Source organism: Pseudomonas sp. D1-36 (assembly GCF_051132205.1).
In the GTDB taxonomy this organism is placed as follows: Bacteria; Pseudomonadota; Gammaproteobacteria; order Pseudomonadales; family Pseudomonadaceae; genus Aquipseudomonas.
Genome location: NZ_CP071674.1, coordinates 4,585,801 through 4,608,940, shown reverse-complemented (window position 1 = coordinate 4,608,940; position 23,140 = coordinate 4,585,801). Strand labels below are relative to the sequence as shown.

The 23,140-nt window shown below is 61.1% G+C and carries 25 protein-coding genes; 24 read left to right on the top strand and 1 reads right to left on the bottom strand.

What is annotated here, in order from left to right; genetic code table 11:
- Positions 1-5 precede the first annotated feature (5 nt).
- The 5 genes from tgt to J3P76_RS20575 all read left to right on the top strand — a co-directional run bounded on the left by tgt (position 6) and on the right by J3P76_RS20575 (position 5,023).
- Entirely contained in the window at positions 6-1,121 is a 1,116-nt protein-coding gene (gene tgt, locus J3P76_RS20595) for a tRNA guanosine(34) transglycosylase Tgt (RefSeq protein WP_161951757.1), read from the top strand.
- 43 nt (positions 1,122-1,164) lie between these two features.
- Positions 1,165-1,500: a preprotein translocase subunit YajC gene (yajC, locus tag J3P76_RS20590; RefSeq protein WP_007956696.1), complete on the top strand. Its 336-nt coding sequence runs from the start codon at positions 1,165-1,167 to the stop codon at positions 1,498-1,500.
- Positions 1,501-1,563: 63 nt separating this feature from the next.
- The gene (gene secD / locus J3P76_RS20585) at positions 1,564-3,432 is read left to right on the top strand and encodes a protein translocase subunit SecD (protein ID WP_434609703.1); all 1,869 of its coding nucleotides are present in this window, start codon (positions 1,564-1,566) and stop codon (positions 3,430-3,432) included.
- Positions 3,433-3,441: 9 nt separating this feature from the next.
- A complete protein-coding gene (gene secF, locus J3P76_RS20580) occupies positions 3,442-4,356 on the top strand; it encodes a protein translocase subunit SecF (RefSeq protein ID WP_420764145.1) in 915 nt (304 codons plus the stop codon).
- A gap of 118 nt (positions 4,357-4,474) precedes the next feature.
- Entirely contained in the window at positions 4,475-5,023 is a 549-nt protein-coding gene (locus J3P76_RS20575) for a glycine zipper 2TM domain-containing protein (protein ID WP_014336691.1), read from the top strand.
- Positions 5,024-5,335: 312 nt separating this feature from the next.
- Here the strand turns inward: J3P76_RS20575 and suhB are convergent, their stop codons facing one another.
- Positions 5,336-6,154, bottom strand: coding sequence for a type III secretion system regulator SuhB (suhB, locus tag J3P76_RS20570; protein WP_039592127.1), 819 nt, complete (start codon positions 6,152-6,154; stop codon positions 5,336-5,338).
- Positions 6,155-6,298: 144 nt separating this feature from the next.
- Between suhB and trmJ the strand changes: the two genes are divergently transcribed.
- The 19 genes from trmJ (at position 6,299) to der (ending at position 22,976) form a co-directional block, all read left to right on the top strand.
- Positions 6,299-7,069, top strand: coding sequence for a tRNA (cytosine(32)/uridine(32)-2'-O)-methyltransferase TrmJ (gene trmJ / locus J3P76_RS20565; protein ID WP_434609706.1), 771 nt, complete (start codon positions 6,299-6,301; stop codon positions 7,067-7,069).
- A gap of 1 nt (position 7,070) precedes the next feature.
- On the top strand, positions 7,071-7,847 hold the full coding sequence (gene cysE, locus J3P76_RS20560) for a serine O-acetyltransferase (protein ID WP_434562427.1): 777 nt from the start codon (positions 7,071-7,073) through the stop codon (positions 7,845-7,847).
- A gap of 241 nt (positions 7,848-8,088) precedes the next feature.
- On the top strand, positions 8,089-8,580 hold the full coding sequence (iscR, locus tag J3P76_RS20555; RefSeq protein ID WP_030139599.1) for a Fe-S cluster assembly transcriptional regulator IscR: 492 nt from the start codon (positions 8,089-8,091) through the stop codon (positions 8,578-8,580).
- Between the two features lie 50 nt (positions 8,581-8,630).
- Positions 8,631-9,845, top strand: a complete 1,215-nt coding sequence (locus J3P76_RS20550; protein WP_030139598.1) for an IscS subfamily cysteine desulfurase — start codon at positions 8,631-8,633, stop codon at positions 9,843-9,845.
- A gap of 43 nt (positions 9,846-9,888) precedes the next feature.
- Positions 9,889-10,275, top strand: coding sequence for a Fe-S cluster assembly scaffold IscU (gene iscU / locus J3P76_RS20545; RefSeq protein ID WP_003185157.1), 387 nt, complete (start codon positions 9,889-9,891; stop codon positions 10,273-10,275).
- Positions 10,276-10,300: 25 nt separating this feature from the next.
- Positions 10,301-10,624: an iron-sulfur cluster assembly protein IscA gene (gene iscA / locus J3P76_RS20540; protein ID WP_003185155.1), complete on the top strand. Its 324-nt coding sequence runs from the start codon at positions 10,301-10,303 to the stop codon at positions 10,622-10,624.
- An 8-nt stretch (positions 10,625-10,632) separates the two neighbouring features.
- A complete protein-coding gene (hscB, locus tag J3P76_RS20535; RefSeq protein ID WP_420764150.1) occupies positions 10,633-11,154 on the top strand; it encodes a co-chaperone HscB in 522 nt (173 codons plus the stop codon).
- 50 nt (positions 11,155-11,204) lie between these two features.
- Complete coding sequence (hscA, locus tag J3P76_RS20530; RefSeq protein ID WP_434562429.1) at positions 11,205-13,067, top strand: Fe-S protein assembly chaperone HscA; 1,863 nt, start codon at positions 11,205-11,207, stop codon at positions 13,065-13,067.
- A 3-nt stretch (positions 13,068-13,070) separates the two neighbouring features.
- On the top strand, positions 13,071-13,412 hold the full coding sequence (fdx, locus tag J3P76_RS20525) for an ISC system 2Fe-2S type ferredoxin (RefSeq protein ID WP_420764152.1): 342 nt from the start codon (positions 13,071-13,073) through the stop codon (positions 13,410-13,412).
- 13 nt (positions 13,413-13,425) lie between these two features.
- On the top strand, positions 13,426-13,626 hold the full coding sequence (gene iscX, locus J3P76_RS20520; protein WP_305498989.1) for a Fe-S cluster assembly protein IscX: 201 nt from the start codon (positions 13,426-13,428) through the stop codon (positions 13,624-13,626).
- Positions 13,627-13,713: 87 nt separating this feature from the next.
- Entirely contained in the window at positions 13,714-14,139 is a 426-nt protein-coding gene (gene ndk / locus J3P76_RS20515) for a nucleoside-diphosphate kinase (RefSeq protein ID WP_042727994.1), read from the top strand.
- 28 nt (positions 14,140-14,167) lie between these two features.
- Entirely contained in the window at positions 14,168-15,316 is a 1,149-nt protein-coding gene (gene rlmN, locus J3P76_RS20510; RefSeq protein WP_420764153.1) for a 23S rRNA (adenine(2503)-C(2))-methyltransferase RlmN, read from the top strand.
- A gap of 12 nt (positions 15,317-15,328) precedes the next feature.
- A complete protein-coding gene (pilW, locus tag J3P76_RS20505) occupies positions 15,329-16,087 on the top strand; it encodes a type IV pilus biogenesis/stability protein PilW (RefSeq protein WP_434609712.1) in 759 nt (252 codons plus the stop codon).
- A complete protein-coding gene (locus J3P76_RS20500) occupies positions 16,087-17,118 on the top strand; it encodes a RodZ domain-containing protein (RefSeq protein ID WP_434609714.1) in 1,032 nt (343 codons plus the stop codon). Before pilW ends, J3P76_RS20500 begins: the two co-directional genes overlap by 1 nt.
- Positions 17,119-17,121: 3 nt before the next feature.
- Positions 17,122-18,231 (top strand): flavodoxin-dependent (E)-4-hydroxy-3-methylbut-2-enyl-diphosphate synthase, encoded by a 1,110-nt coding sequence (ispG, locus tag J3P76_RS20495; RefSeq protein ID WP_325717643.1) that lies wholly within the window; start codon positions 17,122-17,124, stop codon positions 18,229-18,231.
- A 22-nt stretch (positions 18,232-18,253) separates the two neighbouring features.
- Positions 18,254-19,543 carry a histidine--tRNA ligase gene (gene hisS / locus J3P76_RS20490; protein WP_434609716.1) on the top strand — a complete coding sequence of 430 codons (1,290 nt, stop codon included), beginning with the start codon at positions 18,254-18,256 and terminating at the stop codon, positions 19,541-19,543.
- Between the two features lie 40 nt (positions 19,544-19,583).
- Positions 19,584-20,225 carry a tetratricopeptide repeat protein gene (locus J3P76_RS20485; RefSeq protein ID WP_434609718.1) on the top strand — a complete coding sequence of 214 codons (642 nt, stop codon included), beginning with the start codon at positions 19,584-19,586 and terminating at the stop codon, positions 20,223-20,225.
- A complete protein-coding gene (bamB, locus tag J3P76_RS20480) occupies positions 20,218-21,369 on the top strand; it encodes an outer membrane protein assembly factor BamB (RefSeq protein ID WP_434609720.1) in 1,152 nt (383 codons plus the stop codon). Before J3P76_RS20485 ends, bamB begins: the two co-directional genes overlap by 8 nt.
- A 134-nt stretch (positions 21,370-21,503) precedes the next feature.
- Entirely contained in the window at positions 21,504-22,976 is a 1,473-nt protein-coding gene (der, locus tag J3P76_RS20475; RefSeq protein ID WP_045155133.1) for a ribosome biogenesis GTPase Der, read from the top strand.
- The last annotated feature ends 164 nt before the right edge of the window (positions 22,977-23,140 follow it).

Here is a 23,140-nt window from a genome sequence, read left to right as displayed (position 1 = left end):
GTCGCATGTCCTTCGAGTTGCTTGCCACCGATGGCAAGGCTCGTCGCGGACGCCTGACCTTCCCCCGCGGTACCGTGGAAACCCCGGCATTCATGCCGGTGGGCACCTACGGCACGGTCAAGGGCATGCTGCCGCGTGATATCGAGGCAATTGGCGCGGAGATCATTCTCGGCAACACCTTCCACCTGTGGCTGCGCCCGGGCATGGAAGTGATCAAGGCCCACGGCGACCTGCACGATTTCATGCAATGGAAAGGCCCGATTCTGACCGACTCTGGCGGTTTCCAGGTGTTCAGCTTGGGCGCGATGCGCAAGATCAAAGAGGAGGGCGTGACCTTCGCTTCTCCGGTGGACGGTTCCAAGGTGTTCATGGGGCCGGAAGAGTCGATGCAGGTGCAGCGCGACCTGGGCTCGGACATCGTGATGATCTTCGACGAATGCACGCCGTACCCGGCCGATGAAGACGTGGCGCGGGTGTCCATGGAGCTGTCGTTGCGCTGGGCCCAGCGTTCGAAGAATGCCCACGGCGAAAACACCGCGGCGCTGTTCGGCATCGTCCAGGGCGGCATGCACCGCGACCTGCGCATGCGCTCGCTGGAAGGCCTGGACAAGATCGGGTTCGACGGCCTGGCGATTGGCGGTCTGTCGGTGGGTGAACCGAAGCACGAAATGATCAAGGTGCTCGATTACCTGCCGGGGGAAATGCCCGCTGACAAACCTCGTTACCTTATGGGCGTTGGCAAACCGGAAGATCTGGTTGAGGGTGTGCGCCGCGGGGTGGACATGTTCGATTGCGTGATGCCAACCCGTAATGCCCGCAATGGGCATCTGTTCATCGACACCGGTGTGCTGAAGATCCGTAACGCGTTCCATCGCCATGATGATTCGCCGCTGGATCCGACGTGCGATTGCTACACCTGCCAGAACTTCTCCCGCGCTTATCTGCATCATTTGGACAAGTGCGGCGAAATGCTCGGCAGCATGCTCAATACCATCCACAATTTGCGCCATTATCAGGTGCTTATGGCTGGTTTGCGCGAGGCTATCCAACAGGGTACATTGGCCGCCTTTGTCGAGGCCTTCTATGCCAAGCGCGGGTTGCCTGTTCCGCCTTTGGACTGAGTTTTCCGATCCCTAGATTCAATACTTGCAACTGGAGTGCTAAATGAGCTTTTTTATCTCTAACGCCATGGCCGATGCCGCTGCACCTGCAGCTGCGCCAATGGGTGGCGGTTTCGAGTGGATTTTCCTGGTCGGCTTCCTGGTCATCTTCTACCTGATGATCTGGCGTCCACAGGCCAAGCGCGCCAAAGAGCAGAAGAACCTGCTCAGCAGCCTGCAAAAAGGTGATGAAGTGGTCACCACCGGCGGCATCGCCGGCAAGATCACCAAAGTGGCCGATGACTTCGTGGTACTGGAAGTGTCCGACACGGTTGAGATGAAGTTCCAGAAGGGCGCCATCGCGGCCACGCTGCCAAAAGGCACGCTGAAAGCGATCTAAGTAACATCTTCTCTTCAATCGACGGGGCGCGCAAGGCGCCCCGCGTCATAAGCGGGCGGCGTGATGCTGAACAAATACCCTCTGTGGAAATACCTACTGATCCTGGCGGTGCTGGCGGTCGGTCTGATTTATTCCGCTCCCAATCTTTACCCGGATGACCCGGCCATTCAGGTCAGTGGCGCAAGCACTGCGCTGCAGGTCACCCAGGCCGATCTGGACCGTGCGAGCGCTGCGCTCAAGGCGTCCAACATCGACGTCAAGGCTGCGTCCATCGCCGAAAACGGCAAGGGCGGCCTGTTGCGCCTGGTCAAGTCTGAAGACCAGTTGCCGGCCAAGGACGTGGTGCGCAAGGCGTTGGGCGACGATTACGTTGTAGCCCTGAACCTGGCCCAGACCACCCCACAATGGCTGCGCAATCTCGGCGCCCACCCAATGAAGCTGGGCCTGGACTTGTCCGGTGGTGTGCACTTCCTGCTGGAAGTGGACATGGAAAAAGCCCTCGACGCACGCCTGAAAGTCTACGAAGGCGACGTCAAGAGCCTGTTGCGCAAAGAGCGCGTGCGCTATCGCAGCCTGCCGCAGTTCGAAGGTGCCATTCAGCTGGGCTTCAGTGATGAAGATACCCGCGAACAGGCCCGTGCGCTGGTCCGCAAGAATTTCAACGATTTCGACATTGTGCCGGCCGACCTCAATGGCCAACCGGTGCTGCGTCTGGCGATGACCCCGGCCAAGCTGGCGGAAATCCGCGAATACTCCATCAAGCAGAACTTGACCACGGTCCGTAACCGCGTCAACGAGCTGGGTGTGGCCGAGCCGATCGTGCAGCGCCAGGGCGCCAACCGCATCGTGGTCGAGCTGCCAGGCGTGCAGGACACGGCCGAAGCCAAGCGTATCCTCGGCAAGACCGCCAACCTGGAATTCCGCCTGGCCGCAGAGCCGGGTGCGTCCAAGGCCACTTCCGAGAGCTTCGAGTTCCGTGAAGGCGGTCGTCCGGCGGCGCAGATCGAGCGTGGCCTGATCATCACCGGTGACCAGGTGACCGATGCCCAGGCGGGCTTCGACGAGCAAGGTCGTCCGCAGGTGAACATTCGCCTCGACGGCCACGGCGGCGAACTGATGAGCCGCGCCACGCGCAGCAACGTCGGTCGCAGCATGGCGGTGATCTTCATCGAGCAGAAGCCGACCACCACCTACACCAAGCAAGTGGTCAACGGCGTCGAAAAAGACGTACCGGTCCAGACCTTCAAGGAAGAGAAGAAAATCATCAGCCTGGCGACCATCCAGTCGCCGCTGGGCAGCCAATTCCGCATCACCGGCCTGAACGGCCAGGGCGAGTCCTCGGAACTGGCCCTGCTGCTGCGTGCCGGTGGCCTGGCCGCGCCGATGTACTTCGCTGAAGAACGCACCATCGGCCCGAGCCTGGGTGCCGACAACATCACCAAGGGCGTCGATGCATCCCTGTGGGGCATGCTGTTCGTGTCGCTGTTCATCATCGCCATCTACCGTTTCTTCGGCTTGATCGCCACGGTTGCGCTGGCGGTGAACATGGTGCTGCTGCTGGCCTTGATGTCCTTGCTGGGCGCCACGCTGACCCTGCCGGGTATCGCCGGTATCGTCTTGACCATGGGCATGGCGGTGGACGCCAACGTGCTGATCTTCTCGCGGATACGTGAAGAGATCGCCGCGGGCATGTCGATCCAGCGGGCAATCAACGAAGGCTTCGGCCGCGCATTCACTGCGATTATCGACTCCAACCTGACCACGTTGCTGGTCGGCGGGATTCTCTTTGCCATGGGCACCGGCCCGGTCAAAGGCTTCGCAGTGACCATGTCCCTCGGGATCTTTACCTCGATGTTCACAGCCATTCTGGTGACCCGTGCAATGGTCAACCTGATTTATGGTGGTCGTGACGTCAAGAAGTTGTGGATTTAAGGGGCTGACATGTTACGTACAATCAACTTCATGGGCGTCCGCAACATTGCGTTCGGCGTCACATTGTTCCTTACGGCCTTGGCGTTGTTCAGCTGGGCCACCAAGGGCCTGAACTACGGCTTGGACTTCACCGGCGGTACGCTCATCGAGCTGACCTACGAACGTCCGGCCGATGTCACCAAGGTGCGTGAGCAGCTGGCGACCTCGGGCTACAGCGACGCCGTGGTGCAGAGCTTTGGCGCCACCACTGATTTGCTGGTGCGCATGCCGGGTGAAGACCCGCAACTGGGCCAGCGCGTAGCCGATGCCTTGCAGAAGGCCGGTGGCGACAACCCGGCGGTGGTCAAGCGCGTCGAGTTCGTCGGCCCGCAAGTGGGTGAAGAACTGCGCGACCAGGGCGGCCTCGGCATGCTGTTGGCGTTGGGCGGCGTGATGCTCTACCTGGCTTTCCGCTTCCAGTGGAAGTTCGCGGTAGGCGCCATTGTCTCGCTGATCCACGACGTGATCGTGACCGTGGGCATCCTGTCGTTCTTCCAGATCACCTTCGACCTGACGGTATTGGCGGCGGTGCTGGCGATCATCGGTTACTCGCTCAACGACACCATCGTGGTGTTCGACCGGGTGCGTGAGAACTTCCGTGTGCTGCGCAAGGCGTCCCTGGTCGAGAACATCAATATCTCGACCACCCAGACCCTGTTGCGGACCATGGCGACGTCGATCTCCACCTTGTTGGCGATTGCCGCGTTGCTGTTCTTTGGTGGCGACAACCTGTTCGGTTTCTCCATCGCGTTGTTCATCGGTGTGATGGCGGGTACCTACTCCTCGATCTACATCGCCAACGTGGTGTTGATCTGGCTGAACCTGAGCACCGAGGATCTGATTCCTCCGGCCGCTACGGAGACCGAGGTGGACGACCGCCCGTAAGGCTCGGTTTTCCGTCCGTCACCGCTGAGAAGGCGCGAGTTGAACTCGCGCCTTTTTTTATGCTCCAAGGCTGGGAGAAGCGCGGATTATTTCCGCTTGTGATGGTCAGGAGGTTCAAGTGAACAAATCGATGCTGGTTGGTGCGGTATTGGGTGCTGTCGGTGTAACAGCCGGTGGTGCGGTCGCCACCTACAGCTTGGTAAAAAGTGGTCCTGAGTATGCGCAAGTATTGGCCGTGGAACCGGTCAAGACCCAGATCAAGACTCCGCGTGAAGTGTGCAAGGACGTCACCGTGACTCGGCAGAAGCCCGTCCAGGACCAACACCAGATCGCTGGCACCGTGCTCGGTGCTGTGGCCGGTGGCCTGTTGGGCAACCAGATCGGCGGCGGCACCGGCAAGAAAATCGCCACGGTGGCGGGTGCGGCCGGCGGTGGTTATGCCGGTAACAAGATCCAGGAAGGCATGCAAGAACGCGACACGTACACTACCACCCAAACTCGCTGCAACACGGTCAATGACATCAGCGACAAGGTGGTCGGCTACGACGTCCGCTACATGCTCGACGGCAAGGAAGGAAAAGTCCGCATGGACCGCGACCCGGGCAACCAGATCCCGGTTAGCAAGGAAGGCCAACTGATCCTGGGCCAGAACGAACCGGCCCAGTGATCCAACCGCTATGAAAAAGCACCCTTCGGGGTGCTTTTTTTGCGCCCACATTTTATGCCCATCCCAGATCCTCTGTGAGAGCGAGCCTGCTCGCGAAAGCTGCATTCATATTCCAGATAAACCTGTGGCGAGGGAGCTTGCTCCCGCTGGGCTGCGCAGCAGGCCCAAGATCTTGCGATCGCTGCTCACTGGAGCGCCAGCCCGGCCGAGCGGGAGCAAGCTCCCTCGCCACGGAGTGTTCACATCTGAACTGAGTGGTTTGAACAGGCAAAAAAAAGCACCCCGAAGGGTGCTTCTCTTGAGCCAAGCGGCTTAGCGCTTCAGCGAGGCCGGCAGGTGTGGCTGGATCGCCGTCAGCACAGCCTTGAAGCATTTGGTGTTGCCAGCAACGATGTGGCCTTTTTCAAGGAAGTCATGACCGCCAGTGAAGTCGCTCACCAAGCCACCCGCTTCCTGGATCAGCAGAGCGCCTGCTGCCATGTCCCACTCTGACAGGCCCGACTCCCAGAACGCATCGAAACGACCGGCCGCGACATAAGCGAGGTCCAGGCTGGCGGCACCGGCGCGGCGGATGCCGGCGGTCTGGCCGACCAGGGCACGGAACATGCCCAGGTAGTTGTCCAGGTTGTCCATCTGGTCGTCACGGAACGGGAAGCCGGTACCCAGCAGGGCGCCGTCCAGGCTGGTGCGGCCGCTGACGCGCAGGCGACGACCGTTCAATTGGGCGCCACGGCCACGGCTGGCGGTGAATTCTTCCTGGCGAACCGGGTCCAGCACGACGGCGTGTTCCAGGCGGCCACGGTATTTGCAGGCGATGCTGACAGCGAAGTGGGGGATGCCGCGCAGGAAGTTGGTGGTGCCGTCCAGCGGATCGATGATCCAGAGGTACTCTTCGCCTTCGATGCCGGTACCGGCGTGCATGCCGGTCTCTTCACCGCGGATAGAGTGGTTCGGGTAAGCCTTGCGCAGGGCGTCGACGATTTTCTGTTCGGCGGCGCGATCGACCTCGGACACGTAGTCCTTGGCGTCTTTTTCATCGACCTTGATGGTATCCAGGCGCTCGATGGAGCGGAAGATCAGTTCACTGGCGCTGCGGGCGGCGCGCAGCGCGATATTCAGCATGGGCTGCATGGATGTGTCACCTAAGGTTGTTAAAGAAAGCCGCGCATTCTATCAGAAAGTTTTCTCAGGAGAAGGTTGGTGTTCGCTTTCATAGCTTAACGGTAGGTGCTTAGGTAAGATTTGCTCCCTTTTATGTGTTCGAGAGCGCCTCCCTTGTTGCAGAACATTCGTGTCGTCCTGGTCAATACCAGCCATCCGGGAAATATCGGCGGAGCTGCGCGGGCCATGAAGAACATGGGCCTGTCGCGGCTGGTGCTGGTCGAGCCCCGTTCGTTTCCCCATCACGAAGCCGATGCCCGGGCATCCGGCGCGAACGACATCCTGGCCAATGCCGAGGTCGTCGCCACGTTGGAAGACGCCCTGGTGGGTTGCAACCTGGTGCTCGGCACCAGCGCCCGCGATCGGCGTATCCCGTGGCCGCTGCTCGATCCCCGCGAATGCGGCACCAAAGTGGTCGAGGAGGCGGGGCAGGGCGTGCAGATCGCTTTGGTGTTCGGCCGAGAAGATTCCGGCCTCACCAACGAAGAACTGCAGCGATGTCATTATCACGTGCATATCCCTTCCGACCCTGGATTCAGCTCGCTGAACCTTGGGGCGGCGGTGCAGGTGTTGAGCTATGAAGTGCGCATGGCCTGGCTGCAAGCCGAAGGCCAGCCCAGCAAGGTGGAAAAATTCGAGGCGACGTCGCCGCGCAGTGAGACACTGGCGACCATGGACGAACTGGAGCGATTCTATGAGCACCTGGAACAAGCCCTGGTGGACATCGAATTCCTCGACCCGGACAAGCCTCGACACTTGATGGCGCGCCTGCGTCGGTTGTACGGACGAAGCTCGGTGAGCCGGGCGGAAATGAATATATTGCGCGGCATCCTCACGGAAACCCAGAAAGCGGCCCGTGGCGAGCTGATTAAGCGGAAGGAATAAAATGTTCGAACGTTTGCGTGAAGATATCCAGAGCGTCTTTCATCGTGACCCGGCGGCGCGCAATGCCTTTGAAGTATTGACCTGCTACCCGGGGATGCACGCCATCTGGATCCATCGCCTGTCCGGCGCCTTGTGGAACATGGGCTGGAAATGGCTGGCGCGGCTGGTCTCGAACTTCGGCCGCTGGCTGACCGGGATCGAGATCCATCCGGGCGCCAAGGTCGGTCGCCGGTTCTTCATCGATCATGGCATGGGCATCGTCATTGGCGAGACCGCCGAGATCGGCGACGACGTGACGCTGTACCAGGGTGTGACCCTCGGCGGCACCAGCTGGAACAAAGGCAAGCGCCACCCAACGCTGGAGGACGGCGTCGTCGTCGGTGCCGGCGCCAAGGTGCTCGGGCCGTTCACGGTAGGGGCGGGGGCGAAGGTCGGTTCCAACGCCGTGGTTACCAAGGCCGTGCCGCCTGGCGCGACCGTGGTGGGTATTCCGGGGCGGATCATCGTCAAATCGGATGAAGAGCAGGACGCACGGCGCAAAGCCATGGCCGAAAAGATCGGCTTCGACGCCTACGGTGTCGGCGAAGACATGCCCGACCCGGTCGCCCGCGCCATCAACCAGCTGCTGGACCATTTGCAGGCCGTCGATGGACGCCTGGAGGGGATGTGCGGAGCCCTCAAGGACCTGGGCAGTAATTATTGTGCCAAGGACCTGCCTGAGCTGCGCGAAGAAGACTTCGCGTGTGTGAAGGACAAGGATGAGACCCAGGCTGGCTGAAACCCTGCTGGCCTCATCGCGAGCAGGCTCGCTCCCACGCCTACAGCGGTGATCTCCTGTGGGAGCGAGCCTGTTCGCGGAGAACGGTAACGCGGTATAGCTGGTCGTTAGCCGCCTACCTTTGCTATCATGCGCGCGCTCTTTTGCGGGTAATCCCGAGTAAAGCACTAGGTCTTATACTTGACTTAAATACTCGGGAATTGCATACTCGCCCCCATTCCGAACTCCGTGGTAATTGTCCATGCGACTGACTACAAAAGGCCGATACGCCGTGACCGCAATGCTGGATCTGGCATTGCATGCGCAGCACGGGCCGGTGTCCCTGGCCGATATCTCCGAGCGCCAGGGCATCTCCCTGTCTTACCTCGAACAGCTGTTCGCCAAGCTGCGCCGCAGCAACCTGGTTTCCAGCGTTCGTGGTCCCGGTGGCGGCTACCAGCTGTCACGCGAGATGCAAGGCATCCAGGTCGCCCAGGTGATCGATGCCGTGAACGAATCGGTCGATGCGACCAAATGCCAGGGGCTGGGCGATTGCCATGGCGGCGATACATGCCTGACCCACCATCTGTGGTGTGACTTGAGCCTGCAGATCCACGAGTTTCTGAGCGGTATCAGCTTGGCCGACCTTGTAACTCGCCGTGAGGTGCAAGAAGTCGCCCAGCGTCAGGACCAGCGCCGTTGCAATGGCAAGGCGCCGCACCTGGACAAGATCGAAGCGTCCGCCGTCGAATGACCGCCGCAGAGCAAGCGGAACGCCAGCCAGCCTGATTTAGGAGAGAGTCCATGAAATTGCCGATTTACCTTGATTACTCTGCGACCACCCCGGTTGATCCGCGTGTCGCGCAAAAGATGAGTGAATGCCTGCTGGTCGACGGAAACTTCGGTAACCCGGCTTCGCGCTCCCACGTGTTTGGCTGGAAAGCCGAAGAATCGGTCGAAAACGCTCGTCGCCAGGTCGCCGACCTGGTCAACGCCGACCCGCGCGAGATCGTCTGGACCTCCGGTGCCACCGAATCCGACAACCTGGCAATCAAGGGTGTCGCGCATTTCTACCACACCAAGGGCAAGCACTTGATCACCTCCAAGATCGAGCACAAGGCTGTCCTGGACACCACGCGTCAACTGGAGCGTGAAGGCTTCGAAGTCACCTACATCGAGCCCGGTGAAGACGGCCTGATCACCCCGGCCATGGTCGAAGCCGCCCTGCGCGACGACACCATCCTGGTTTCGATCATGCACGTGAACAACGAAATCGGCACCGTCAACGACATCGCCGCCATCGGCGAGCTGACCCGTTCCAAGGGCGTCCTGTTCCACGTCGACGCGGCGCAATCCACTGGCAAGGTCGACATCGACCTGTCGAAGCTGAAAGTCGACCTGATGTCGTTCTCGGCCCACAAGACCTACGGTCCTAAAGGCATCGGCGCCCTGTACGTCAGCCGCAAGCCGCGTGTTCGCCTCGAAGCGACCATGCACGGCGGTGGTCACGAGCGCGGCATGCGTTCCGGTACCCTGGCGACCCACCAGATCGTCGGCATGGGCGAAGCGTTCCGAGTTGCCAAGGAAGACATGGCTGCCGAAAACGTGCGGATCAAGGCCTTGAGCGATCGTTTCTTCAAGCAGGTCGAGCACCTCGAAGAGCTGTACGTCAATGGCAGCATGACCGCCCGCGTCCCGCACAACCTGAACCTGAGCTTCAACTACGTTGAAGGTGAGTCGCTGATCATGGCGCTCAAGGATCTGGCCGTGTCGTCCGGTTCGGCGTGCACCTCGGCGTCGCTGGAGCCTTCGTACGTACTGCGCGCCCTGGGCCGCAACGACGAACTGGCCCACAGCTCCATCCGCTTCACCTTCGGCCGCTTCACCACCGAAGAAGAAATCGATTATGCCGCGCAGAAAGTCTGCGAGGCAGTGACCAAGCTGCGCGCACTGTCGCCGCTGTGGGACATGTACAAAGACGGCGTCGACATTTCGAAAATCGAATGGGCAGCGCACTGAGAAGTCGCCACCAGAGCGGCTCCACTGATGAGGATTGAAGCAAATGGCATATAGCGAAAAGGTCATCGACCACTACGAGAACCCGCGCAACGTCGGCAAGATGGACGCGCAGGATCCTGACGTCGGCACCGGCATGGTCGGTGCTCCGGCGTGCGGCGACGTGATGCGCCTGCAGATCAAGGTCAACGAGCAAGGCATCATCGAGGATGCCAAGTTCAAGACCTATGGCTGCGGCTCGGCCATCGCGTCCAGCTCCCTGGCTACTGAGTGGATGAAGGGCAAGACCCTCGATGAAGCCGAAACCATCAAGAACACCCAGCTGGCCGAAGAACTGGCCCTGCCGCCAGTGAAGATCCACTGCTCGGTACTCGCCGAAGACGCCATCAAGGCCGCCGTTCGCGATTACAAGCAGAAGAAAGGCTTGATCTGATCCGCGTTACGGTAAGGAGTTTTCCATGGCTATCCAGATGACAGAAGCGGCAGCTAACCATATCCAGCGCTCCCTTGCGGGGCGCGGCAAGGGCGAGGGTATCCGCCTGGGTGTTCGCACCACGGGCTGTTCTGGCCTCGCCTATGTACTGGAATTCGTCGACGAAGTGGGCGAAGACGATCAGGTGTTCGAGAGTCATGGTCAGAAAGTGATCATTGACCCGAAGAGCCTGACGTACCTGGACGGCACCGAGCTGGATTTCGTCAAGGAAGGGTTGAACGAAGGCTTCAAGTTCAACAACCCCAACGTGCGCGGTGAGTGTGGCTGCGGCGAAAGCTTCAACATCTGAGGCTGCTCGTGGGTACTCCTTGTCATTTTGCGTTGTTCCAGTTGCAGCCTGCTTTCCAGCTGGACCTCGATCAGTTGTCCGCGCGTTACCTGGAACTGGCCCGTGGTGTTCATCCCGACCGCTTTGCCGATGCCTCCGAGGCGGAGCAGCGGCGGGCGCTCGAGCAGTCGGCGAACCTCAACGAGGCTTACCAGACGCTCAAGAACCCGGCCAAGCGTGCGCGCTACCTGCTGGCCATCAGCGGCCATGAGTTGCCGCTGGAGGTCACGGTCCATGATCCCGAGTTTCTTTTGCAGCAGATGCAATGGCGCGAAGAGCTCGAAGACCTGCAGGACAGCGCGGATCTGGCCGGTGTCGCGGTATTCAAGCGTCGCTTGAAAGACGCCCAGCAAGAACTGAACGAAGACTTCGCAGCCTGCTGGAACGATGCCGCGCAACGCGAACAGGCCGAGCGCCTGATGCGGCGCATGCAGTTCCTCGACAAGCTCACCCACGAAGTGCGCCAGTTAGAAGAGCGCCTCGACGATTAACCCAGTGCCGCTCCGGTCGCACGCCTGATTACAGATAAGTCCTGATTACGATGGCCCTACTGCAGATCGCCGAACCCGGCCAAAGTCCACAACCGCACCAGCGTCGCCTGGCTGTCGGGATCGACTTGGGTACCACCAATTCCCTGGTCGCTGCCTTGCGCAGCGGTCTTTCCGAACCGCTGGCCGACGAGCAGGGGCGGGTCATCCTGCCGTCCGCCGTGCGCTACCACGCCGATCGCGTCGAAGTAGGCGATTCGGCCAGGCTGGCCGCCGCCAGCGATCCCCTGAACACCATTGTGTCGGTCAAGCGCTTGATGGGTCGTGGTCTGTCCGACGTCAAGCAATTGGGCGAGCAGCTGCCGTACCGCTTCGTTGGCGGCGAGTCCCACATGCCGTTCATCGAGACCGTGCAGGGGCCGAAAAGCCCGGTAGAAGTGTCCGCCGACATCCTCAAGGTCCTGCGTCAGCGCGCCGAAGCGGCGTTGGGTGGTGAGCTGGTGGGCGCAGTGATTACCGTCCCGGCGTATTTCGACGACGCTCAGCGCCAAGCCACCAAGGACGCTGCCAAGCTCGCCGGCCTCAACGTGTTGCGCCTGCTCAATGAGCCGACCGCCGCTGCCGTTGCCTACGGCCTGGACCAGCACGCCGAAGGCCTGGTCGCGATTTACGACCTGGGTGGCGGTACTTTCGATATTTCGATCCTGCGCCTGACCGGCGGTGTCTTCGAAGTCCTCGCTACCGGTGGCGACAGCGCCCTGGGCGGCGACGATTTCGACCACGCGATCGCTGGCTGGATCATCGAGCAGGCCGGCCTCTCTGCCGACCTCGACCCAGGTGCCCAGCGCCATCTGCTGCAAACCGCCTGCGCGGCCAAGGAAGCCTTGACCGACGCTGCCTCCGTTGAAGTCGCTTATGGCGACTGGAGCGCCGCCCTTACCCGCGAAGCCTTCAACGCACTGATCGAACCCATGGTTGCCCGCAGCCTCAAGGCCTGCCGCCGTGCCGTGCGTGATTCCGGCGTGGAGCTTGAGGATGTGAAAGCGGTGGTCATGGTCGGTGGTTCGACCCGAGTGCCGCGGGTTCGTGAAGCCGTTGCCGAGGCCTTCGGCCGCCAGCCGCTGACCGAAATCGACCCGGACCAGGTAGTCGCCATCGGCGCCGCGATCCAGGCCGACACCCTGGCCGGCAACAAGCGCGACGGTGGCGAGCTGCTGTTGCTCGACGTAATCCCGCTGTCCCTGGGGCTGGAAACCATGGGTGGCCTGATGGAGAAGGTAATTCCGCGCAACACTACCATCCCGGTTGCCCGCGCCCAGGACTTCACCACTTATAAAGACGGCCAGTCGGCCATGATGATCCACGTGCTGCAAGGCGAGCGTGAGCTGATCAGCGACTGCCGTTCCCTGGCCCGCTTCGAATTGCGCGGCATCCCGGCGATGGTTGCCGGTGCAGCGAAGATCCGCGTGACCTTCCAGGTCGACGCCGACGGTCTGCTCAACGTCTCCGCCCGCGAGTTGGGTTCGGGCGTGGAGGCGAGCATCCAGGTCAAGCCGTCCTATGGCCTGACCGACGGTGAAATTGCCAAGATGCTCAAGGACTCGTTCCAGCACGCCAGCGACGACAAGGTTGCCCGTGTGTTGCGTGAACAGCAAGTCGACGGCCAGCGTCTGATCGAAGCCGTGCAAGCCGCCCTTGAAGCGGATGGCGACCGTTTGCTCGACGCCGAGGAACGCATGGTCATCGAGCTGCAAGTGCAGGAATTGTCCGAATTGCTCAAGGGCACCGATGGTTATGCCATCGAGCAGCAGACCAAGCGTTTGTCGCAGGTCACCGATGCCTTTGCTGCCCGCCGCCTGGACTCGACGGTGAAAGCCGCCCTGGCGGGGCGCAACCTGAATGAAATCGAGGAATAACTGATGCCGCAGGTGATTTTTCTGCCCCACGAGAAGTTCTGTCCGGAGGGCATGGTCGTAGAGGCTGAGCCCGGAATCTCCATTCTCGAGCTGGCCCATGAGCACCATATCGAGATGGAAAGTGCCTGTGGCGGCGTCTGTGCTTGCACGACCTGCCATTGCATCATTCGCGAAGGCTTCGACTCGCTGGAAGAGGCGGACGAACTGGAGGAAGACTTCCTTGATCGGGCCTGGGGACTGGAAGCGCAATCGCGCCTGGGTTGCCAGGTTATCGTCGGCACCGAAGACCTGACCGTCGAAATCCCGAAATATTCGCTTAACCATGCGGCCGAAGCGCCGCACTGATGGTGACACTGTCATGAGCTATGGTTGGAATGATGTACAGCGCATCGCAGAAGAATTGGCTGAAGCCCATGAGGGCCTCGATCCGTACTCTGTAGGTTTCGTCCGTCTGCAGCAGATGATCCTGGAGCTGCCTGGCTTCGATGCCACGTCTGGCCGAGTCGGCGAGAAGGTGTTGGAAGCGGTTCAGGAGCTCTGGGCCGCCGAATTGGACTGATCGCTTCGCAGGTTAGGCAATACCTAAGAACCCGCGTATAATTCGCGGGTTTAATTTTTCGTAAATTACCGTTTCTGGAGTTACACCATGGCTGTTCAACGTACTTTCTCCATCATCAAGCCTGACGCCGTTGCTAAAAACGTGATCGGCAAGATCGTTACCCGCTTCGAAGACGCTGGCCTGCGCGTTGTAGCTTCGAAAATGAAGCAACTGTCCAAAGCCGAAGCCGAAGGCTTCTACGCTGAGCACAGCGAGCGCGGTTTCTTCGGTGAGCTGGTTGCTTTCATGACTTCCGGTCCGGTTGTCGTTCAGGTGCTGGAAGGCGAAAACGCCATCGCTCGCAACCGTGAGCTGATGGGCGCTACCAACCCTAAAGAAGCTGCTGCCGGCACCATCCGTGCTGACTTCGCTGAATCCATCGACGCCAACGCCGTCCACGGTTCGGACTCCGAAGCTGCCGCTGCTCGCGAAATCGCTTACTTTTTCTCCGCTACTGAAGTAACCACTCGCTAAGCCCAGGCTTTTGAGTGAAGGTGAATCCATGACTACATCGAACGGCAAAACCAACCTGTTGGGCCTGACCCAGCCGGAAATGGAGAAATTCTTCGACTCGATCGGGGAGAAGCGTTTCCGTGCCGGCCAGGTGATGAAATGGATTCACCACTTTGGCGTCGACGATTTCGACGCCATGACGAATGTCGGCAAGGCCCTGCGCGAAAAGCTCAAGGCTGTTGCCGAGATTCGCGGTCCCGAAGTGGTCAGCCAGGACATCTCCAGCGACGGCACCCGTAAATGGGTAGTGCGCGTGGCTTCCGGCAGCTGCGTCGAGACCGTCTACATTCCCCAGGGCAAGCGCGGCACCTTGTGCGTTTCGTCCCAGGCAGGCTGTGCCCTGGATTGCAGTTTCTGCTCCACCGGCAAGCAAGGCTTCAACAGCAACCTCACCGCCGCCGAAGTGATCGGCCAGGTGTGGATTGCCAACAAATCCTTTGGCAGTGTCCCGGCAACCGTCGACCGTGCCATCACCAACGTGGTGATGATGGGCATGGGAGAGCCGCTGCTGAACTTCGACAACGTCGTTTCCGCCATGCACCTGATGATGGATGACCTGGGCTACGGCATTTCCAAGCGCCGCGTGACCCTATCCACGTCCGGCGTGGTGCCGATGATCGATGAGCTGGCCAAGCACATCGACGTCTCCCTGGCGTTGTCGCTGCACGCACCCAATGACGCATTGCGTAACCAATTGGTGCCGATCAACAAGAAATATCCGCTTAAGATGCTGCTCGAGTCGTGCCAGCGCTATATGTCGTCCCTGGGCGAAAAGCGCGTGCTGACCATCGAATACACCCTGCTCAAGGACGTGAACGACAAGGTTGAACACGCGGTCGAGATGATCGAGCTGCTCAAGAACATCCCGTGCAAGATCAACCTGATCCCCTTCAACCCGTTCCCGCATTCCGGTTACGAGCGTCCGAGCAACAACGCGATCCGTCGCTTCCAGGATCAGCTCCACCACGCTGGCTTCAACGTCACCGTGCGCACCACCCGCGGCGAAGACATCGACGCCGCGTGTGGCCAATTGGTTGGACAGGTGCTGGATCGCACCCGTCGCAGCGAACGCTACATCGCCGTGCGCGAATTGAACGCCGCCGACGAAGTCGCGCAGAACGCTGCGAACAGTCACTAAGAGAGGAACTCTATGTCCCTGCGCTTCGCGCTGCTGTTGCTGTTGGCCGGACTCTGCTCCGGTTGTGTCCTGTCGGGTGACTACAACCCGATGAAGACCAGCAAAGGGCGCGACGAGGCGCGCGAAGCCTATGTGCAGTTGGGCATTGGCTACTTGCAGCAGGGCATGACCGAGCGGGCCAAGGTGCCCCTCAAGAAAGCCCTGGAACTGGACAGCTCCGACGCCGATGCCAACGCGGCGCTGGCGTTGGTGTTCCAGGCGGAGCTGGAGCCGGAACTGGCTGACGAGCATTTTCGCAAGGCGCTGTCGGCCCAGCCGCAAGATGCCCGGATCCTGAACAATTACGGCAGTTTTCTCTACGAACAGGCCCGCTACAAGGACGCCTACGAACGTTTCGAGCAAGCCGCCGCCGATACCCTTTACCCCGAGCGCTCACGGGTCTTCGAGAACCTCGGCATGACCGCCGCGAAACTCGGCCAGCGCGACCTGGCCCGCCAGCAGTTGGAAAAAGCGCTGCGGCTCAACCGCCAACAACCCCGTGCGTTGCTGGAAATGGCTGAGTTGTCCTACGAAGACAGGCATTATGTGCCCGCGCGCGACTATTACGAGCGTTTTAGCCTGCTCAGCGAGCAAAATGCACGTAGTCTATTGCTCGGCGTTCGGCTGGCACATGTGTTTGAAGATCGCGACAAGGCCGCAAGCTACGGCCTGCAACTCAAAAGACTTTATCCCGGTACGCCGGAATATCAGCAATACCTGTCGGAGCAATGATGAAAGCGGCGCATCCCGAAGTTGTAGCAGCGACTCGCGTAAATCCCGGTGAGACCCTGCGTCAAGCCCGCGAAAGCAATGGTTGGTCGCTGGCCGAAGTGGCCCTCAAGCTCAACCTCACCGTGACTTCCCTGAGCAACCTGGAAGCAGGCGCGTTCGACAAATTGCCAGGGCATACCTTTGCCCGGGGCTATATCCGCGCCTATGCCAAACTGCTTGGCATGGACCAGACCACGCTGGTCCAGCAATTCGATCAATACACCGGTTCCGATGCCCAGGGCAGCAGCGTGCACAGCCTGGGTCGTATCGAGGAGCCGGTTCGCGTTTCCCACACCATTTTGCGAATCGTCAGTCTGTTGCTGCTGATTGCGGTGATTGGTGGTGGTTTTGTCTGGTGGCAAGACCAGGCTTCCTTGCGTGGCAAGGAGCCGGTTGCCATGAACCCCGAGCACGTCGAAGTCGAAGGCGCCGACGGCACGACCCAGATCCATCCGCTGGACGAACCGGAAGACCAGGCCGTCGTCGAAGGCCAGGCCGAAGGCGAAACCGCCCTGGCCCTGCCGCAAGGCCCTGACAATGGCGAGACCGGTGCCGCCGCGGGTACCGAATCAGCCGCTCCAACGGCCCCAGCCACTGCGCCCGCACCGACCGCGCCGGTCCAGGCTGGCAGCGCTCCGGCGGCACCAGCAGCCCCGGCAGCTCCGGCCCCTGTCACGCCCGCGCCGACCGTGGCGGCTCCAACGGTGCCGGCGGCGCCGGTTGCTCCAACCGCTCAGGCCCCCGCACCGGGCGACGGCCAGGTACAGATTCAGTTCACCGCCGATTGCTGGACGCAGATCACCGACGGCAACGGCAAGGTGTTGTTCAGTGGCCTCAAGCGCAAGGGCGACAGCACCTCAGTCAACGGCAAGCCACCGTTTGCCGTACGCCTGGGTTATGCCCGTGGCGCGCAGGTCAGCTACAACGGCCAGCCGGTCGATGTGGCTCCGTTCACCAGTGGCGAGACCGCTCGCCTGAAATTGGGTCAATAAGTCATGCACGGCGAATCTCCAATCAAGCGTCGCGAGTCCCGGAAAATCTGGGTCGGTAACGTGCCCGTGGGCGGCGATGCGCCAATCGCTGTGCAGAGCATGACCAACAGCGACACCAATGACGTGGCCGCCACGGTCGCGCAGATCAACCGCCTGGAAGCCGCCGGCGTCGACATCGTGCGCGTGTCCGTGCCGGATATGGACGCCGCCGAGGCATTCGGCAAGATCAAGCAACTGGTCAAGGTCCCCTTGGTGGCCGATATCCACTTCGACTACCGCATCGCCCTGCGCGTGGCCGAATTGGGCGTCGATTGCCTGCGCATCAACCCCGGCAACATCGGTCGCGAAGACCGTGTGCGGGCCGTGGTGGATGCCGCCCGTGATCGCGGCATTCCGATCCGCATCGGCGTCAACGCTGGCTCCCTGGAAAAAGACCTGCAGAAAAAATACGGCGAACCGACCCCAGCCGCGCTGGTGGAGTCGGCCCTGCGCCATGTGGAGCACCTCGAACGCCTGAATTTCCAGGACTTCAAGGTCAGCGTAAAGGCGTCCGATGTGTTCATGGCCGTCGAAGCCTACCGCCTGCTGGCCAAGGAAATCGTCCAGCCGCTGCACCTGGGCATCACCGAAGCCGGTGGGTTGCGTTCGGGTACGGTGAAATCCGCCGTCGGCCTCGGTATGCTGCTCGCCGAAGGGATTGGCGATACCATCCGCATCTCGCTGGCGGCTGACCCGGTCGAGGAAGTGAAAGTCGGCTACGACATCCTCAAGTCCCTGCACCTGCGTTCGCGCGGCATCAACTTCATCGCCTGCCCGAGCTGCTCGCGGCAGAACTTCGATGTGGTCAAGACCATGAACGAGCTGGAAGGGCGCCTTGAAGATTTGCTGGTGCCGCTGGATGTCGCGGTGATCGGCTGCGTGGTCAACGGGCCTGGCGAAGCCAAGGAGGCCCATATCGGCCTCACTGGCGGCACACCGAACCTGATTTACATCGATGGCAAGCCGTCGCAGAAACTGACGAATGACAATCTGGTGGATGAGCTGGAAAAGCTGATCCGCCAGAAAGCGGCCGAAAAGGTCGAAGCCGACGCAGCGGTCATCGCGCGCGGTTAAGTCGCAAGATTAAGGAATACATGTGAGCAAGTCTCTGCAAGCCATTCGTGGCATGAACGACATCCTGCCCGAGCAGACGCCCCTGTGGCGCTATTTCGAGGGCACCGTGGCGCGTTTGCTGGATAACTACGGTTATCGGCAGATCCGCATGCCGATCGTCGAGTTCACCGAGCTGTTCAAGCGCTCCATCGGTGAAGTGACCGACATCGTCGAAAAAGAGATGTACACCTTCGACGACCGCAACGGCGATTCCCTGACCTTGCGCCCCGAAGGCACGGCGGCATGCGTGCGTGCAGTGCTCGAGCATGGCATTACCGGCGGGGGCCAGGTGCAGAAACTCTGGTACGTCGGCCCGATGTTCCGCCACGAGCGTCCGCAGAAAGGCCGGTACCGCCAGTTCCACCAGATCGGTCTCGAGGTGTTCAACCTCGAAGGGCCGGACATCGACGCCGAATTGATCGTCATGACCTGGCGCCTGTGGGGCGAGCTGGGGCTGCGCGACGCAGTCAAGCTTGAGCTCAACAGCCTGGGCACCAGCGAGTCCCGTGGCCGCTATCGCGAAGCGCTGGTGGAGTTTCTGTCCGCGCACATCGACAAGCTCGACGAAGACAGCCAGCGCCGCCTCAAGACCAACCCGCTGCGCGTGCTGGACACCAAGAACCCGGAAACCCAAGCGATCCTGGTGGACGCGCCGAAAATGGCCGACTACCTCGACGACGAGTCCCGGGCGCATTTCGAAGGGTTGAAGGCACGCCTGGACGCCGTTGGCATTCCTTATGTGATCAACCCCAAGTTGGTCCGGGGCCTGGATTACTACAGCAAGACCGTCTTCGAGTGGGTCACCGACAAGCTCGGCGCCCAGGGCACCGTGTGTGCCGGTGGTCGCTACGACGGGCTGGTGGAGCAGATGGGCGGCAAGCCGACCCCGGGCGTGGGCTTTGCCATGGGCATCGAACGTTTGGTACTGATGCTTGAAGCTCTGGATAAAGTGCCTGAAGAGCTTTCCCGCCAGGTCGACGTATACCTGTGCGCCTTTGGCGAGGCCGCCGAACTGGCCGCCTTGTCGTTTAGCGAGCGGATCCGTGACCAGCTACCCAACCTGCGCTTGCAGATCAATGCCGGCGCCGGCAGCTTCAAGAGCCAATTCAAGAAGGCCGACAAGAGCGGTGCGCTGTACGCATTGATCCTCGGTGACGACGAACTGGCCCAACAAGTGGTAGGTTTCAAACCCCTGCGTGGCCAGGGCGAACAACAAAGCATTGCCTGGGATGCGCTTGCCGCGCACCTGGCCACCTGCGTCGTGCAGGGTTGAAGCTGTCAAACAGCCGATTTAGCGATTAAGGAGTATTGGGGTGTCGAGTACCGAAGATGAACAGCTGGCGGATTTGAAGGACTGGTGGACGCGCAATGGCAAGCCGCTGGTCACTGGCGGCCTGTTGGCGCTGGTCATCGTGTTCGGCTGGCAGGCCTACCAGAAATACCAGAGCAACCAGTCGCAAGGCGCCTCGATGCTCTACCAGCAATTGCTGGAAACCACCCTGACCCCGGACGGCAAGCCTGACGCGGCCCGCGTGGCGGACCTGGCCGGCAAGCTCAACAAAGAGTTCGGCGGCACCGCCTATGCCCAGTACGGCAGCCTCTTCGTGGCCAAGGTCGCGGTGGACAGCGGCAAGCTGGACGATGCGGCCACCGAGCTGAAAGCGATCGTCGACAAGCCGGCCAACCCGACCCTGGGCGAAGTGGCGCGTCAGCGCCTGGCACAGGTGCTGGCGGCACAGAACAAGGCTGAAGATGCATTGAAGCTGCTCGACGGCGACGCCGACAAGGCGTTCCTGGCGACTCGCGAAGAACTCAAGGGCGACCTGCTGGTACAGCTGGGTCGTGCCGATGAGGCCCATGTGGCCTACCAAAAAGCCAAGGCTGCGCTGTCGGATGAAGCCGCGGTCGGTGGCCTGCAAATCAAGCTGGACGACCTGGCCAAAGGGGATGCGTGACGTGATCCGTTGGAAACATGCAGCATTGCTGACCCTGGCCATTCTGGCCGCGGGTTGCAGCAGCAACAGCAAGAAAGAACTGCCTCCGGCCGAACTGACCGACTTCAAAGAAGAAGTCGTGCTGCAGAAGCAATGGAGCCGCTCCATCGGTGACGGCCAGGGTGAAACCTACAATATGCTGGTGCCGGCCATCGACGGCGACACCATCTATGCCGGCGACGTTACTGGCGTCGTCATGGCCATGGATCGCACGAACGGCGACGTGAAGTGGGAAAAAGATCTCGAGCTGCCTGTGTCCGGCGCCGTTGGCGTGGGTTACGGGCTGGTCATGATCGGCACGCTCAAGGGCGAGATCGTCGCCCTTGACGCGAGCAGCGGCGAAGAAAAATGGCGCGCCCGCGTGACCAGTGAAGTCCTCGCGCCGCCTGCCACCAACGGTGATGTGGTCGTGGTCCAGACCCAGGACGACCGTCTGATCGGCCTGGACGCCGCCACCGGCGGCCAGCGCTGGTTGTATGACAGTACCCCGGCGGTCCTGACCCTGCGCGGCACCAGCGCACCGATCGTCACCAACCGCCTCGCGGTGGCTGGCCTGTCGACCGGTAAAGTCGTGGCCCTGGACATTTCCAATGGCGTGCCGGTCTGGGAGCAGCGTGTAGCGATCCCTCAAGGTCGTTCGGAACTGGAACGCGTGGTCGACATCGATGGCGGCTTGCTGCTGTCCGGCGGTACGCTGTACGTCGCCAGCTACCAGGGCCGCGTCGCGGCGCTCGACCTGGAAACCGGTCGTCCGTTGTGGCAGCGCGATGCGTCCAGCTACGCCGGTGTCGCCCAAGGCTTTGGCAGCGTCTACGTAAGCCTGTCCTCGGGCACCGTCGAAGGCGTCGACGAGCGTTCCACCACCGCATTGTGGAGCAACGATTCCCTGGCCCGTCGTCAACTGTCGGCCCCGGAAGTGTTCTCCAGCTACGTTGCAGTGGGTGACCTGGAAGGTTACCTGCACCTGCTCAGCCAGGTGGACGGTCGTTTCGTCGGCCGTGAGCGCATCGACAGCGACGGCCTGCGTGCCCGTCCGCTGGTGGTGGGCAGCATGATCTATGTGTATGGCAACAGCGGCAAACTGGAAGCCCTGACCATCAAGTAAGACTATGCTTGGGGCTTATCCCCCAAGCGGCCTTGTTCGCGAGGCTTGCAGTGCTTGCACAGGCTGCCCCGAGCACCAGCCGCTGCCTCGCAGCGGCTTTTGTATTTTCTGGAAATAACGAAGTGGAGAGCCGCATGGTTCCCGTAATCGCCCTGGTGGGCCGACCGAACGTCGGCAAGTCCACCTTGTTCAACCGCCTGACCAGGACTCGCGACGCCATCGTCGGCGACTTGTCCGGTCTGACCCGTGATCGCCAATACGGTGAGGCCAAGTGGCAAGGGCGTACCTATATTCTGGTCGACACCGGCGGCATCTCCGGTGATGAACACGGCATGGATGAAAAAATGGCCGAGCAGTCGCTGCTCGCCATCGAAGAAGCGGATGTGGTGCTGTTCCTGGTAGACGCCAAGGCCGGTTTTACCGCCGCCGACCAGATGATTGCCGAGCATTTGCGCAAGCGTAACAAGCGTTCTTACGTGGTCGCCAACAAGGTCGACAACATCGACCCGGACATGGCCCGCGCCGAGTTTGCACCGTTGGGCATGGGCCAGGCGATCCCGATCGCCGGCGCTCACGGCCGTGGCATCACCCAGATGCTGGAAATCGCCCTTGAGAGTTTCCCCAAGGACGATGAAGACGAGCCGGAAGAAGGCGAGGAAGAAGTCGTTGCCGAAGGCGAGGAAGCCAAGCGCATTCCGGGCCCGAGCGAAAAAGACGGGATCAAGATCGCAATCATCGGCCGCCCGAACGTGGGCAAGTCGACCCTGGTCAACCGCATGCTCGGCGAAGACCGGGTCATTGTGTACGACCAGCCCGGCACCACCCGCGACAGCATCTATATTCCCTTCGAGCGTAACGAAGAGAAATACACGCTGATCGACACCGCCGGTGTACGCAAGCGCGGCAAGATCCACGAAGAAGTCGAAAAGTTCTCCGTGGTCAAGACGCTGCAGGCGATCAAGGACGCCAACGTGGTGATCTTCGTGATGGACGCACGCGAAGGCGTGGTGGATCACGACTTGAACCTGCTGGGCTTTGCCCTCGAAGCCGGTCGTGCGCTGGTCATCGCGATCAACAAGTGGGACGGCATGACGCCGAGCGAGCGCGACTTTGTGAAAGTCGAACTCCAGCGTCGGTTGTTCTTCGTCGACTTTGCCGACATCCACTTCATCTCGGCCCTGCACGGCACGGGCGTGGGCAACCTCTACGCTTCGGTGCAGAACTCGTTCAAGTCGGCGGTTACCCGCTGGCCGACCAACCGCCTGACCCAGATCCTCGAAGATGCGGTCGGCGAGCACGCGCCACCGATGGTCAACAACCGTCGGATCAAGCTGCGCTACGCCCACTTGGGCGGTGCCAACCCGCCGATTATCGTGATCCACGGTAACCAGATCGAAAAGGTGCCCAAGTCGTACGTTCGTTACTTGGAGAACACCTATCGCCGGGTCCTGAAGCTGGTCGGCACGCCGATCCGCATCGAGTTCAAGGGCGGTGAGAACCCGTACGAAGGCAACAAGAACACGCTCACCGACCGCCAGGTCAACAAGAAGCGCCGCTTGATGTCGCACCACAAGAAGGCCGACAAGAAGCGCCGCGACAAGCGCTGAATCAGGTTTGCTCAGGACCGCTCTGTGGCGAGGGAGCTTGCTCCCGCTGGGCTGCGCAGCAGCCCCAAAGATGTACCTGCCACCGCAGTGCATCAGATGAAACACAGGGGCTGCTTCGCACCCCAGCGGGAGCAAGCTCCCTCGCCACGGTGGTTCGGCGACAA